The 15,533-nt window shown below is 47.4% G+C and carries 11 protein-coding genes; 5 read left to right on the top strand and 6 right to left on the bottom strand.

Going from position 1 to position 15,533, the window contains the following annotated elements; translation table 11 throughout:
• Positions 1–5: 5 nt before the first annotated feature.
• Complete coding sequence (locus tag BHV83_RS15930; protein WP_005634197.1) at positions 6–401, top strand: DUF3127 domain-containing protein; 396 nt, start codon at positions 6–8, stop codon at positions 399–401.
• Positions 402–495: 94 nt separating this feature from the next.
• Here BHV83_RS15930 and BHV83_RS15925 read toward each other — a convergent pair whose 3' ends face one another.
• The 5 genes from BHV83_RS15925 to BHV83_RS15905 form a co-directional block, all read right to left on the bottom strand.
• Positions 496–2,790 (bottom strand): RelA/SpoT family protein, encoded by a 2,295-nt coding sequence (locus tag BHV83_RS15925; RefSeq protein ID WP_046451622.1) that lies wholly within the window; start codon positions 2,788–2,790, stop codon positions 496–498.
• An 86-nt stretch (positions 2,791–2,876) separates the two neighbouring features.
• The gene (locus tag BHV83_RS15920) at positions 2,877–4,427 is read right to left on the bottom strand and encodes a lytic transglycosylase domain-containing protein (protein WP_122205417.1); all 1,551 of its coding nucleotides are present in this window, start codon (positions 4,425–4,427) and stop codon (positions 2,877–2,879) included.
• A 4-nt stretch (positions 4,428–4,431) separates the two neighbouring features.
• Positions 4,432–5,190 (bottom strand): DUF5683 domain-containing protein, encoded by a 759-nt coding sequence (locus BHV83_RS15915; protein WP_005644521.1) that lies wholly within the window; start codon positions 5,188–5,190, stop codon positions 4,432–4,434.
• Positions 5,187–6,074 carry a ParB/RepB/Spo0J family partition protein gene (locus BHV83_RS15910; RefSeq protein WP_005634207.1) on the bottom strand — a complete coding sequence of 296 codons (888 nt, stop codon included), beginning with the start codon at positions 6,072–6,074 and terminating at the stop codon, positions 5,187–5,189. Before BHV83_RS15910 ends, BHV83_RS15915 begins: the two co-directional genes overlap by 4 nt.
• A 79-nt stretch (positions 6,075–6,153) precedes the next feature.
• Complete coding sequence (locus tag BHV83_RS15905) at positions 6,154–6,918, bottom strand: ParA family protein (RefSeq protein WP_005634208.1); 765 nt, start codon at positions 6,916–6,918, stop codon at positions 6,154–6,156.
• Positions 6,919–8,108: 1,190 nt separating this feature from the next.
• Between BHV83_RS15905 and BHV83_RS15900 the strand changes: the two genes are divergently transcribed.
• The 4 genes from BHV83_RS15900 to BHV83_RS15885 all read left to right on the top strand — a co-directional run bounded on the left by BHV83_RS15900 (position 8,109) and on the right by BHV83_RS15885 (position 15,195).
• Positions 8,109–11,288 (top strand): DUF6383 domain-containing protein, encoded by a 3,180-nt coding sequence (locus BHV83_RS15900; RefSeq protein WP_286757742.1) that lies wholly within the window; start codon positions 8,109–8,111, stop codon positions 11,286–11,288.
• A 161-nt stretch (positions 11,289–11,449) separates the two neighbouring features.
• Positions 11,450–11,986 carry a hypothetical protein gene (locus BHV83_RS15895; RefSeq protein ID WP_259324872.1) on the top strand — a complete coding sequence of 179 codons (537 nt, stop codon included), beginning with the start codon at positions 11,450–11,452 and terminating at the stop codon, positions 11,984–11,986.
• A 185-nt stretch (positions 11,987–12,171) separates the two neighbouring features.
• On the top strand, positions 12,172–14,439 hold the full coding sequence (locus BHV83_RS15890) for a DUF3987 domain-containing protein (RefSeq protein ID WP_286757741.1): 2,268 nt from the start codon (positions 12,172–12,174) through the stop codon (positions 14,437–14,439).
• 309 nt (positions 14,440–14,748) lie between these two features.
• Complete coding sequence (locus BHV83_RS15885) at positions 14,749–15,195, top strand: HU family DNA-binding protein (protein ID WP_022322918.1); 447 nt, start codon at positions 14,749–14,751, stop codon at positions 15,193–15,195.
• Positions 15,196–15,297: 102 nt separating this feature from the next.
• Here BHV83_RS15885 and BHV83_RS15880 read toward each other — a convergent pair whose 3' ends face one another.
• A complete protein-coding gene (locus BHV83_RS15880; protein WP_005634231.1) occupies positions 15,298–15,522 on the bottom strand; it encodes a DUF4248 domain-containing protein in 225 nt (74 codons plus the stop codon).
• Between the last annotated feature and the right edge of the window lie 11 nt (positions 15,523–15,533).

The following is a 15,533-nucleotide window of genomic DNA, read 5'->3' as shown; positions in this document are numbered from 1 at the left end:
GAAACATGGAAATTACGGGAAGAATCATCGCCGTACTGCCGGTTCAAGGCGGTATCAGCAAAAACGGAAACGAGTGGAAAAAACAGGAATATGTCCTGGAAACACATGACCAATACCCTAAGAAAGTATGCTTCCAGATTTTCGGTGCAGACCGCATCGATCAGGCAGCCATACAGCCCGGAGAAGAACTTACAGTATTTTTTGACATAGACAGCCGTGAATATCAGGGACGTTGGTTCACAAATATCAATGCATGGAAAGTGGAACGCCCGATGGCCGCCGCTCCCCAGTCGGCACCGGGAGCCATGACTCCTGAAAACGTAGTGCCGGCATCCGCACCTGCTGCATCTGCTGTTCCTGATTTCGGTCCGGCCAATCCGATTGACGATCTGCCATTCTAATAAACAAAAAGATCCTATCCTTTTGCGCAAAAGGATAGGATCTTTTCTATCGAAAGCTATACCTTTTAGGGCAAAAGGATATGGCTTTTTCGACTTAGTCCGCTACACGAGCCACAGACTGGATATTCTTTATCTTGGAAAGGACTACGCACATCCGCTGGATATCCTCCACATCGTGTACTTTCATCTTCACCTTTCCTTCGAACACTCCGTCTTTCGCCTCAATCAGCAGGCGGATGATATTGACATTGAAGTCATCGGATATCGTGCGGGTGATCGTGTTCAACACGCCAATCGAGTCGATACCCTTAATCTCAAGTGTCGCCTCGAACGAGGAATGATGGCTGCTCCATTCCGTATTCAGGATGCGTTCGCCAAAGCTGCTTTTCAGGCGCATGGCGATCGGACAGGAACGTTTGTGGACTACCACGTTGCCGTCATCATTGATAAAGCCCAACGACTCGTCGCCGGGAATCGGTTTACAGCAATCGGCAATGACGTAATTGCGTTCGAAAGCTTCCTCCTTCAGGATATAAGGCTTCTTCTTGTCATATTTCGGTTTTTCTTTCGGTTGTTCCTCTTCCTCTTTCTTCCCGGTAGTCGCTTTCGTTGCTACCCGGAGCGCCTGTTTGACGTACTTAAAGAGAACGTTGTCCGTTTTCTCTTTCAGCAATTTGTGGATATTTTCCGGCAGGATCACATCCCCTTTCTCTACTGCATAGTAGAATTCTTCGCGTTTAGAGAAACCGAAATACATACATAGTTTGTCGATATTGGATGTGTTTGCCTCCAAATTATTGCGTTTGAAAGCATCGATCACCTTAATTTCTCCTTCTTTTGCCGCCTCTTTACGAATCCTTTTCAGGTAAGCGTCAATCCTGGCACGTGCCCTTGCTGTCGTGACGAAATTCAACCACTCCGGTTGCGGGTTCTGCGAACGGGAGGTCAGGATCTCTACCTGGTCGCCACTTGCCAACTGATGGCTGAGCGGAACCAAACGATGGTTGACTTTCGCACCGATACACTTGTTCCCGATATCCGAGTGAAGGGCATATCCGAAGTCCAGGGCCGTAGCCCCCTGGGGCAACGTCTTGATGTCGCCTTTCGGGGTAAAGACAAATATCTCGGAGGTAAAGAGATTCAGCTTGATCGTATCAAGAAAGTCCAAAGCGTTCGGGTCCGGGCTTTCCAGTATCTCGGTAATGGTCTGCAACCATTTGTCGAGCTCCGTATCTTCTTCTATGTTATGCTCCTTATACTTCCAATGGGCGGCAAAGCCTTTCTCGGCAATCTCGTCCATACGGCGGCTACGGATCTGTATTTCCACCCATTGCCCGTCAGGTCCCATCACGGTCAGGTGCAACGCCTGATAACCGTTGGCTTTCGGACGGCTCACCCAATCGCGGATACGGTCCGGCCGGATGCGGTAGATATCCGTGATAGCGGAATAGATATCCCAACATTGGTTCTTCTCATCCACCCCCGGCAGCGGGTCGAAGATGATACGGACGGCATATATATCGTAGATGTCTTCAAAACTGACGCCTTTGCTTTCCATCTTGTTCCAGATGGAATAGGCGGATTTCACACGGGCACGCATTTCATAGTTGAGCCCCATCTCCTTCAACTTCCTGTCCACCGGCACGGCAAAATGCTCGAACAAAGTGTTGCGGGCTGCTTCCGTAGATTTCAATTTCAGATTGATAAAGGCATATTCCTGCGGATGCTCATACTTGAAGCTCAGGTCTTCCAGCTCCGTCTTGATGGTGAAAAGCCCCAGACGGTGTGCTAAAGGGGCATAAAGGTAAAGCGTCTCACCGGCTATCTTGAACTGCTTCGCGGGCAACATGGAACCCAAAGTACGCATGTTGTGGAGACGGTCGGCTATCTTGATCAGGATCACCCGGATATCGTCGCTCATCGTCAGCAACAGCTTACGGAAATTCTCTGCCTGTGCGGATGCCTGTTCGCCGAAGATACCGCCGGATATCTTCGTCAGACCGTCCACGATCTGGGCGATCTTCTCGCCAAACATGTCCTTAATATCCTCGACCGTATATTCGGTATCCTCCACCACGTCGTGCAACAAAGCCGAACAGATGGAAGTGGAACCCAGTCCCATCTCGCGGCAAACGATACGCGCCACGGCAATCGGGTGCATGATGTAAGGCTCTCCCGAACGACGCTTCACGCCGGCATGTGCCTGATTGGCAAAATTGAACGCCTTGGTTATGCGTTCCACCTTACGCCGGTGATTTGAATTAAGGTAATCCTGCAACAGCGCGTTAAAGCCGTCCTGAATCATCTGCTCGTCGGCCGAGAGAGCGGGTTTCGCCTTCTGGTCGGGCTGCATGCCTGCTGTGTCTTTTGTATCATTTATGTCGCTCATATCGAATGCCCTTCCGTTTTTTAACGTGTATGTAGGCAAATATATATAAATATTTGCTTATATATCCCCGAATGCGACAGAAAAAGTCAAACGACCGGGATTTTCAAGACCTGGCCCGGCCGGATATCGGCACTGGTCAGCCCGTTGGCCCTCTGCAAGTCGTCTGTGGAAACTCCCGGATACTTCTTGGCAATGGAATAAAGGGAATCGCCGGACTGTACTTTATAAGTCAAACTTTTGCCTGAAACGCGGGCTGTCTGGTTGCTCTTGGTAACGACAGGGGTTGCTTTCTGTCCCGCTTTGACAGTTCCGTCCTTTTCGGTCTTCTTTGTCTTGGCGGGAGCAAATGCGACACCTCCGTTATCGACGTGCAGACGCAAACGGCGACCTTTGGCAACACGGTTGGAACCGAGTCCGTTCCACTTACGGATATCCTTCGGAGTAACGCCGTAGCGGTTCGCGATGGTATAGATATTCTCACCGGAGGCTACCACATGGGTAATTTTCTCAAGCGTAAGATTCTTTGATCCGTCGGCAGCGTTGACCGGTATGCAGTTGGCCAGCAACTCCTCTATACGATGCGTATAGACCGAATCCTCCTTGTCGACAAACGCATAAGTCTGCGATGCCGGAAGTTTCAATACGGAAGGTTCCGTATTTCCCGGAATGATATCGCGTTTATATTGCGGGTTGAGCGCACGAAGCTGTTCGATGTCGATCCCCAGCACATCGGAAACCTGTTGCAGGTGAAGCATGCTGTTCACCATAACCGTATCGGTCGCCAACGGCAGACTGGTCTGCATCGGGCAAATATTATGATCGCAATAGTAATTCATGATATAATTGGCTGCGATAAACAGCGGTACATACGAACGGGTTTCACGAGGCAAGTAGCGGAAGATCTCCCAAAAATCGGTCTTTCCCCCGGAACGGCGGATCGCCTTGTTCACATTGCCCGGACCACAGTTATAGGAAGCCAGCACCAGGTTCCAGTCGCCATAGATGGCGTACATATCTTCAAAATACTTACAGGCCGCCTCTGTCGCCTTCTCCGGATCACGCCGTTCATCCAACAGGCTGTTGATCTCCAAACCATATATCTTGCCGGTCGGAAGCATGAATTGCCATAACCCGCAAGCCCCCACACGCGAAAGGGCAACCGGATTCAGGGCACTTTCGACGACAGCCAGATACTTCAGTTCCAAAGGCAGGTTATGCTTGTCGAGCACCTGTTCGATAATGGGGAAATAGAAATCCGCCATACCTAACATATAGCGTACCAGGTCACGCTTGCGTCCGGCATACAGGTCGATACAATCCCTCACCACCTCGTTGTAAGGCAAACGGATCACACTCGGCAGACGTTCCAAGCGTTCTTCGTAGACCGAATCGGGAAAATAGACATTCTCCGCATCATCGTGACAATACTCATCCACTTTCGAAAAATATTGCACATGCCAGGAATGGAGCAAACTATCCACGTTTGCATCGAGACTTTCAGGTATCAAGCCCACTACGTCAGAGAGCGAGTCTGCCGATAATGTCGAATGCTGCGGTTCGCCGAATATAGGGTCTTGTGCGCGGGAGACCTGCATCAGGCTGAACAGGCAGAATAGAATAAGTAGGTTTTTATTCATGATGTCAGAACTTAAAACTGCAATTCAATCCATACGAGCCCGGCGTATAGCGGGTCTTCGGGGTTACCTCCGGCGACCAGTGCAGACTCAGGTCCGGAGAAATGTCAAAGTCAAACAGCTGGGCATCCACATACGCATCAATAATACTGATCGCATATACCCCGACCGTAATGATAATGCTCAAATCCCTGTAACGGCGGAAATAATCTTTCCGGCGCTTCAGGTTTTCCTGGAACTGTGCATTCGAGACATACGTGCTCTCCTCACCGTTTCTGACAAAGATCGTCCAACTCTCCTGCCAAGGTCCCTCATACTTTTGTCCATCCTTCTCTGCCGCCAATACCTTTTGGTAATCCTCCATGATATCGAAGTAGGCAGTCGAATAGTCCTTATAATTCTTATTGTTCCAAGTGATGGCATACATACAGCCCATAAAGGCCCCATATACCAACGGGAGCTTCCAATACTTCCTGTTATATATCTGTCCCAGACCCGGCACCAAGGCATACAGCAACGCTTTGTTAGGATCGGGTTTGAACTCCTTCAGCTTCACCTTCGGTTGGGGAAGCGAGTCGGCAGCCGAAAGCACAGCCTTCACTGTCGAATCGGCCTTGGCCGTTTCTCCGGGAACCACAGCCGTTACGGTCGAATCGGAAGATATCACCGTATCCTGCTTTGCCATTATCGTCCTCTGCGCATGGCCGGTCCATACCGAACCGCACAGGAGGGCTATTATCCACAAAATTGCTTTCCAGTTTCTCATTTCAACTTATCCAACAAGCCGATCAGTTTTTCCAATTCATCTTCAGATGCAAAGGGGATCGTTATTTTACCTTTTCCTTTTTCGTTGCATACCAATTGGACCTTCGTATTAAAGAAACTGGACAGATGGTCCTTCAGCAAGTTGAACTCCTCGGGAAGTTTCGGTTTCCGCTGGGCAGGCTTTTCCTTCCTGGCCTGTTCGAGAGCCGCCGCATCCACTCCGCCACGTACTATTTCTTCGACGTTACGGACAGACAGTCCATCCGCCAATATCTGTTCGTAAAGAGCCAACTGCACTTCCGGGTCCTCGACAGGAAGCAGCGCACGTGCATGCCCCATATCGATCTTCTTATCCTTCAGCCCCACCTGTATCTCGGCAGGGAGCTTCAAGAGGCGGAGATAATTGGCAATCGTCGCCCGCTTCTTGCCGACACGCTCGCTCAGCTTTTCCTGCGTCAGGCCGTAACTGTCGATCAGCTTCTGGTAAGCCAGGGCTATTTCTATCGAGTTCAGATCTTCGCGCTGGATATTCTCGATCAGAGCCATCTCGACGACATTCTCGTCTGCTGCGGTTTTGATATAGGCGGGGATACGTTCCAAGCCAGCCATCAGGGAAGCGCGATACCGACGTTCGCCGGAGATAATCATATATTTATCCGTTCCCGTTTCTTTCAACGTAATCGGCTGAATAACACCTAACGAACGGATAGAAACGGCCAGTTCCTCAAGCGTCTCTTCTTCAAAAACAGAACGGGGTTGATCCGGATTGGGCTGAATCTTACTCAGCTCTATTTCACTAATAGACGACGAACCGCCCGTTTTCAGGTCATCCATCGTTATCAAAGCATCCAATCCGCGGCCAAGAGCCGATCTTTTCATTACCATAAACTTTCGAATTTATGATTTATGATGTATGATGTATGATTTGAAAAGACAAACAAATCATACATCATACATCATAAATCTATTTGTTTTTATCTATCAGCTCTTGTGCAAGCTGCATGTGATTCAAAGCTCCCTTCGACTCGGCATCGTAAAGCAGCACGGGTTTGCCGTAGCTGGAAGCTTCGCTTAATTTGACATTACGCTGAATAACGGTCGTGAAAACCAGGTCCCGGAACGGACGTTTCACTTCTTCGTATATCTGGTTGGCCAGACGGAGACGCGAGTCATACATGGTCAGCAGGAAGCCTTCGATTTCCAAAGCGGGATTCAGCTTCGATTTGATAATCTTTATCGTATTCAACAGTTTACTAATACCTTCCAACGCAAAATACTCACATTGCACGGGTATCATCACCGAATCGGCTGCCGTCAAGGCATTGACCGTGATCAATCCCAAAGAGGGAGAACAGTCGATCAGGATATAATCGTACCGTTCTTTCAGCGGGACCAGTATTTGTTTCAATATCTGCTCCCGGTTCTCCATGTTCAGCATTTCAATCTCCGCGCCTACCAAGTCGATATGCGAGGGGATAATATCCAGTCCCTCCACTTCCGTATTGGTAATCGCACCTTTCGGATCGTCGCCGTTCACCACACATTCGTAGATCGACTGCTCCACGCTGCGGATATCCACGCCCAGTCCCGACGAAGCGTTAGCCTGCGGATCCGCATCGACCACCAGCACCTTTTTCTCAAGTGCCGCCAGCGATGCAGCCAGATTAATCGTTGTGGTAGTCTTACCTACCCCACCTTTCTGATTTGCTAAAGCGATAATCTTTCCCATACTTTGTCTATTTATTCGGGGGCAAAACTAAACATTAAAAACCTAACACAAATCAGTTTATCCAAAACAATGCCTGTTTTGTTGAAAAGTCACCTTATCTGTTGATAACTTGCAAATATAAACAGAATATTCAATAACTTGTTTCAAATGAGCGCGATGGTGGGTATTTTTTAGGAATGATAACGAATCCTATAATAAAGAAAGAAAAGAGTTATAATCCAAGATACGTGTTTCATTGTGCTTACCTAACACAAGCAAATCCTTATCGCCCGATATGATATAGTCGGCAGGAATCGTATCGGCTAATGACAACAAATATAAATCTTTTACATCTCTGATAGGAGATACCGCCGGTTTTCTATATCAACACAAAAACAATACAAACTCATCAATTCTAATGTATCAAGAACATCTTTCTCTCCAATATACTTTTTCAGCTTTGGTCTTTGAACCACGGCTTTATATTCCCCTATCAATTCTTTGCACACATATTCCATTTTCACAAAGATACAAACATACACTCAAAACTCTACCATCAAAATACAGCAGCTATCTTTTTATATTGTTCAACTTTTCAAGCAAGGAACTATTCTTACGAGCCACTTGTATATTCCACCTTGCTTACACTTAGATTTTGTTAACAACAGTGGAACGATACGAAGTGGCTTTTTCCAGAAAACGGCAAATTCAGGCTATTATAGCAATAGAGACCAGCAGATTGAAGATATCATGTATATTATTGATAAACTTGGACTTACACAATTATATTTAGGTACATATGTACATTATATAAAAAATGGATTTCAGCCTTATTTTAGAGCGTTTTTATGTTTATAAGTGATTGGGGATAAAAAAGATAGAGACTGTTTTCAGAATGGCTAATGAAAACGTACGTTTTTTTTCGCCACTTTTCAGCTACAAAAATACAACTACTTTTTAAACCTGCAATCCTTTCTCCCAATAAATTTTCCTTTTCTATATTCTTTCTTATCAATTAGATAGCTTAACGCGTACAAAAAACCGACTTTCCGATACGAAGCCTTCCGACTGCTCCCCAAAAATGACTAATTAAAACGTACGTTTTCATTAGTCATTATACAGGATTTTGGTTAACTCTTGTAAAACAAGAGGTTTGAGTACATAGAAGAAACAAACAGATATACTATTTATTAATTAAACATTTTAGAATTATGAACAAAAAGTTTTCTACTCTTTTAGCAGGAGTTGCACTGTTTGGGGCAACAAGTGCTTTTGCAGGAAACAATGTTCCCTCTTTAATTGAAGGAACAAATGATGGACTGTATCAATTGAAGACTGGTAACCTCTACTTGGCAGTGAATACGAAGGGAGAACTGGTTACAGTTGATAATGTTACAGCAGATAACGTTGCAAGCACATTGTGGTGCACAACTGTTACTGTTGAAAATCAAGGAAAAGCTCCTATTTATGACTTCGTAAACAAAGGTGCTGAAGCTTTATTGTCTGTAACAATGGATGATTTCGCTAAAAATGCAATGCAAACAACCAAGAACTCATTTGTTGGAGGTGAAATTGCAGGTTGGGCATTCTCTGGAACATATGCTAATGCTTTGGAAACTAACAGACCGTTGTATTCTTATTTCCAAGAAGACTCTGTTGTCGGCTTAGTTTTAGAGGGCTCTAATGTACGTTTGAAGAAAGCTGGTGGTAAGGCCACTGATATTTCAGGAGCTAAATTTGCCACATTCACTTTGGTAGAAGCTGACGGAATCGCTTTGAATGCAAAGCAAATCAACACTAAATTAGGTATTCAGGATGCAGCTAACGGCGTTAAATTGACATTCAATCCGGATCGCAACAACACATCTTTGGAAAACCCGTTCAGTGATGTCGCTTTCATCGCTAAAGATACTAAGGACGGATCTTTTGTTAATGTAACAAGAAAAGCTGATAACCAGTATCTGCATGTCGATACTGCTTATACGAATGTAAACAGCGATAAATTCTTGGCATTTAATTACAAAAAGGCTTTGAGTACGGATTTGGCTGATCAAGGTAAGTTCTTGTTTACTTATTTCCCGTCTCACGACTCTTTGGTAATCCAAGTTAAGCAGGCAACTCGCTTAAGCGCATCTGTTAAAGATTGGAAGAAAGCGTTAGCTACAGCAGGAAACAAAACGATTATCACAAATAATAAGACTGCTAAAAACTATGTTACAGTTCAAGACCTGGTTAAAGCAGATGAAATTCGTATCGTAACTATCGCTGACGTAAAAGAAACAGATATCACTTTAGGCTTCACCGGTTGTGTTCAGGCTGGTACAGACAAGGTTTCTTTGGAAGACGGTCTGTATGTAATCCAGAATGCAGAAACTAACAAATATCTGGCATCTCCGATCCATGTTGATGGTGCAGCTTCAGAATGGGTAACTGTTGATAAAGCAGAACAGAACGTAATGCACATGCCGGCTTACCAGTGGGTTGTTTTGAAGACTAAGACTTCTGAATATTTCTTGTCTACTTCTCCGGTAAATGTTACAAACCGTGAATATCCGTCATTGAAGAACCCGACTTATAATACAACGGACAAGGTTCTGAAAAACGGTGCTTCTTGGCAGTTGACTCAGGCAGAAGGTTCTAAACTGTATTATTGCAAGGCTTTGTCTTCCGACTCTTTGGTCATCACAAAGATTACAGACAAAAACATTTTGGGTGACAAATATTTAGGATACAAATATTTGACTGATGATGAATTGATGATCACAAACTATGCATTCAACTACTTCAACCCGTACACAATGGACAAATACATCGCACAGGTTGAAGGAGACACAACTTTGAACGCATTGCAGGAAGAAGCTACTTTCTTTGAACTGGTTAAGCAAAATAACAACAAGACTGTAGCTTACGGTTACACAGTAGATGCAACAGTACAGGCAAGAATCGAAGGTCTGGCTCAGCTTGAAAGAGCTACTTATCAGATCAAAGCTGGTAAGAACATGATCGCTGTCGGCAAAGAAAACCGCTATGTCTTGACAGAGAACTTAGCTCCGGCTACATTCTATTTCAAAGAAAACAACGAAACAGAAAAGGGTTGCTACTATGCATTTATCGATGCAGACGATGTAAATAAGGACAACAAAGGAAATGTTCTTTCTTTCAACAACAAATTAGGTGTTGCAGACCAGAGCTTGAAAGCTTTACTTCAGGAACAGGTTATTGAAGAAGTAAGAACTTCTGCTTTCAGAATCGGTTTGGCTGACCAACCTCTGTATCGTCGTTTCAACCACGTTGAATTGGATGGAGCTGTAGAAGGTAACGAAGATGCTACTAAACTGTTGAAGTTCAAAGAAGCTTATGTCGGCGATTATCTGATGGATGAAACCAACAAGAACTTCATGCGTGAAGATATGGACTATTTAGGCATTGGAGCAAAGAATATTGCCAAAGCAGGTCTGTCATTCAATGTCCGTCCGTTCAATATCGGAAAATCTGCTCAGTATCAGATTAAGCCGCAGTATTTGGTATATGTAAGTGAAACAGAAAACAAAGGAACTGAAGGAAAACCTTGTGACGCAACCAACCACAAGCATATGAATGCCAATGGTGAACCTTGCGGTCCGGAAGATTGTATCCATGCAACTCCTGCCGTTCCTGGTTTCAACCGTTACAAACTGTTGGTAAGCTTCGCTGACTCTGTAGAAGCCAAGGATGTTGTCAAGGGTGAAGAACTGTATCACTTCGGTAAATACCATCGCGTAGGTTTTGTTGATGCCGTTGAACAGGATAGCGTTCTGTATATCTTGGGTGAACATTTCGAAAACGTTGCAACTAAAGACTTGAGCATGGAAGACATTAAGAAAGTTGTCAAAGGCATCAATCTGAAGGTTGCTGTTACGGAAGACACTCACCACAACTATACTTGGTCATTCCGTTACATCGATCCGGCCAAGGCTGCTAACGAAGTTGAAGAAGATCGCGCATTCTTGATCGAATCTAACAAAGGTAACAAAGACATCGCTCCGTCAAAAGCAGCATGGTTGAAGAACCAGAACAACTGCTTGGTATTATCTGATCCTGAAGAATCTGAATTCGAAGAAGCAAAGACAGGCGGTGACAACGCTCTTATCTTCAACATCGAAAAGGGTTCTGCTGACGATATGGCTACCGACAACGAAGAAATCGCCACATCTGAAGTAACAGTTATCGCTGGCGAAGGCAACGTAACGATCGCTGGTGCTGCCGGTAAGAAAGTTGTTGTAAGCAACATCTTAGGCCAGGTTGTAGCTAACACGGTTATCACTTCTGACAATGCAACAATCGCTGCTCCGGCAGGTGTAGTAGTTGTAGCTGTAGAAGGTGAAGAAGCTGTTAAAGCTATCATCAAGTAATCGAGACTGAACAATACTATCGTAAGGGTGGTTATTAGACCACCCTTATACAAATGACATTTTATAATCAAATAATTCTTCGGTTGCGTACCGTAAAACGGCAACTAACCTGCGAGAGGCGAACAAGCAACCGGATTTAATATTAATAATACTAAAGTATATTGAAATTAAAGTTCAAGTTGCCTTTCCCCTGCGAAGGACGAAGGCATACAAAAAAACAAGCCCCAGCAGTACGAAAACTGCCGGGGCTTCGTTATTTATTAAAAACAGATGATAATCATCATTTATATTATCCATCTTATAAAAAAATTCATCATGAAAAAAAACAGAAGCTTTCAAAAGAAGCACAAGAAATAGCAGAATTGTACACCCGCCTGGAAATCCTCAAGTCTAAACAGATAGAGGGAGTCAAAACGACACGTTACACGACCGACGCCATCCGCGCCTGTCAAGGACGCATACGCAAACTGCTCCAAAAGGTCGGAGGGATCGAAGAAATACAGATAAAGGTAGACGACGCACGCACACTTGCCGAGTATTTCAGCGGAATACGCTACCTCCCTGAATTTGAGAAAAACACGGAAAAGGCAGCCGGGCTATTCAAGGCCATGCAGGTCATCTTCAACTTCAGCGTCGTGGTCAAGACGTTGGCCACCTATTATTATTCAAAAGAGAAGAGAGAACGGACAAACAGTTAATTTATTCTAAATAAAAATGTTAAAAAGCAATATGCTCCGTCAAAAACAAAATTCATATACACCTAACAACCAGTATTATATATTTCAAAAATCCGCTTTTGGCATAGTTGCCTGCACACTGGGATAAGCTTACCTTTGTCGCATAAACAAACCGGCAATCCATTTTGCCTTAAATTAATAATATCATGGAAAAACAAGTACATGTATCTTTTTACGCCAGCCTGTTCCGGACAGAGTGCAAAGTCTTAACTCTTGAAGAAATCATCATCCTGATCCGGCGCCGCCGCTGGAAAAATGAGATCCTCGCCTACCGCACCGCACTGGCGGAAGGGCGTGCCGAAGAAGCCCGGAAGCTGAAGGGCGGATTGCCGGGGTTCACCCCTTCGGGGGTATTCAAGGGCGGACATAAGGCGAGTGCGATCGAAACATACAGCCAGGTCGTCGGACTGGATTTCGACCATGTGAAGGACCTGCCGGCACTGATCCTCACCTTCCGGGCGCTGAGCTCCACGCTGGCGATGTTCGTCAGTCCCGGCGGAGAAGGGCTGAAGGTCTTCGTACGCGTAGACTGCCCGGCGGAACGCCACGGCGAAGCCTATCCCCTTGTCGCCGCCTTCTTCGAGAAGGCAGGCGGTGTGGCAAGCGATGCCAAGTGCAAGGACATCAGCCGTTGCTGCTACGTGGGCGACGACGGGGAGGCGTACTACAATCCGGACGCGGAAGTCTTCCACATCCCCGAAAAGCAGTCGGCCGAAAAGGGTGTCGACGCGTTTGTCGCACGTTTCCTCGACCGCATCCCGCCGTTGGCAGGAGCGCGTAACCAGACGGTCTACCGCCTCGGCTGCGAGGCAAACCGGAGGGGCTTTTCGTACACCGAAACAGCCGCATGCTGCACGCTGCGCCTGCAAGCGGCAGACTTCACGGCGACAGAGATCGAACAGGCGTTACATTCTGCTTATCAAGGAAATATGAACGAGCATGCGACCTATGGCGGAGCAAAAGGACAAATTGACCGCGAAATTTCCCCTACAGTTTTCAAAACCCGACATCCCTTAGAGACGGAAGAAATCGAGACAAGCGGCGAAGTCCTGCGCGAGCGGACCCCGCTCATTCCCGACGAGGTGTACGGATGGCTTCCCGATCTGTTCCGCGAAGCGGTCGCCTTCTATCCCCAGCACCGCGAGCGCGACATGGCGCTCCTCGGAGCATGCACGGTGGCAAGCGCCTGCCTCCCCGAAGTGTCCGGCAAATATCACCGCAAACGGGTGTTCCCCCACATTTTCACCGTCGAGGTGGCTCCCGCGGCCAACGGCAAGGGGTGCATCAACGACATGCGCCATTTGGCCGACTTGTACGAAGAACTGATCAAGACGGAAACGGGACAGGCCGAAGCCGAATATATGCAAGCCCTGGAAGAATGGGAGCAGAAGAAGGCGGAGGCACACCAGAAGCACCGCTCCGTCGTGGTAAAGGATGCTCCGAAACCTGCCGCCAAGGCCTACCTCAACATCCCGACGCAGGTCACCAAAGCCAAGATGCTTGTCCACCTGCGCGACAACGGCAACATCGGCGGGCTGATGGCTGACAGCGAAATCGACACGATCCTATCGGCCAGCAAACAGGACTACGGGATGTTTGACGACCTGCTCCGCAAGGCGTTCCATCACGAACCGGTCTCTTCGTCGCGCAAGACGGACAACGAGATGATCCGCATCGACTCTCCACGGCTCGCCCTGCTGCTCTCCGGGACACCGGGACAGTTCTCCCGCCTGATCCCCGACAGCGAGAGCGGACTCCTGAGCCGCCTGCTGCTCTATACGTGCCGCAGCGAGGCGGTCTGGCAGGATGTCTCGCCCGAAGGCGACAAGATGGATATGCCGAAGAAGCTGTCGGAACTCTCCGAACAACTGATGAACATCGCCAAGACGCTTCGCCGGCGCCCGTTGCAGGTATGCCTGACGCTGTCGCAGTGGGCCCGGCTGAACCAGTGTTTCAAGAAATGGCTGCATGAAGCGGACCTGTTCGGCGACGAGGAGTTTCTCAGCGTCATCAAACGCCACGGGCTGATCGCCTTCCGCCTCTGCATGATCTTCACCGCCACCCGATGCGGCAAGGAGGGCTACGGGATGGACTCGCAGTATTGCACCGAAGAGCATTTCAAGGCTGCGCTCGCCATCGTCGAGACTTGCCTCGAACACAGCCGCCTGCTCCTGACGCAGCTGCGCCACAACGAAAGCGCTCCCGAACTGTCCTGCCCCCGCAAGGGACGCATCCTGCTGGAGAAATTGCCGGAGCGCTTCACCCTGGCTGAAGCTTACACCATCGGTGAGGCGGAAGGGATGGACAAAAGGCTGGTCAGACGCCTCATTTATAAGCTGAACCCTCTGTTCATCAAGAGAATAAGCCACGGTGAGTATCAGAAAAACAAGCCCGTCACCCCCCAAAAAGTGTAGGGAAAATATCGCGGTCAAATTGTCCTTTTCCCTCCGCAGCCGATTTCAGAAAGAGAAAAACCCTATACCTTTTCCCCCCAAAAGCCATAGCTTCCACGGAAAAAAGGTATAGGGTTTTGCCCTGTGGGGTATAGTTTTTTTTATATCAAAGCCAAGCATACTTGCCGGCTTTCCCCGGCTTTCCCCGTTTTTCCCCTCTCCTCCCCCTCTTGCCACACCGTTCCGCCACATTCCGCAGGGACGACAGGGGCGGTTGTATCTTTGTTATGTGATTAAGAAACAAATGTTTTACCTAAAAATCCTGATGTTATGCCAGCAAAGTACAAATTGGTCCTGCGCAAAGACATGCGCAAAGATGCTGCCGAAGGTTCGAAACTGTATTACGCCAGTGCCAATACGACCGGCACGTGCGACGTGTATGAATTGTGCGACCTGATCTCGGCCCAGTCCACCGCCTCTTCGGGCGATGTGAAACTGATCCTCGACGAATTGGTCAACGTGATGCGCCGCAACCTCGGCAAAGGCGAGGTTGTCAAAGTAGGCGAGCTCGGTAGCTTCCAGTTGCAGTTCGGCAGCACCGGCACGCTGACCGAGAAGGAGTTCAGCCATGCGCTTATCAAAAGCCGCCGCATCGTCTTCCGCCCCGGCAAGCTGCTGAAAGATGCGATCAAGAACTACACGTTCGAGAAGATCGCTTCCGGTGCTCCAGACGAGGGCAGCGCAGGGGGCGAAGATGACCGCCCGGGAGAACTTTGAGAGGTGAAAGTTGAGAGTTGAAAGTTGAAAGTGATGCTTCGCGTTCGTACAAATAACTTTCAACTTTCACCTTTCACCTTTCAACTTTCACCTTTCAACTCTTCAGGGTTCTCCGAGATGTCCCACAATGTAATCCTTTTGTCTGGGGGTGAGGTATTTCTTGCCAGGATGCCAGCCCGATTTTTCCAGTTGACCGACCAGCTCGTCGCTGACGCGTATCCATTTCAACAATTGCATGGTCGCGCTCTTCTGCGAGATATTCGGGAAGTACATCAGGGCCAGTTCGCCCCATCCCCATACTTTGTTTTGATTCAGTGAATTTTCCATCGTTTTTCTTC

This window comes from Parabacteroides sp. merdae-related_45_40 (genome assembly GCF_001915675.1).
Note: the sequence above shows the minus strand (reverse complement) of the source record. Positions and strands in the feature narration are given on the sequence as shown.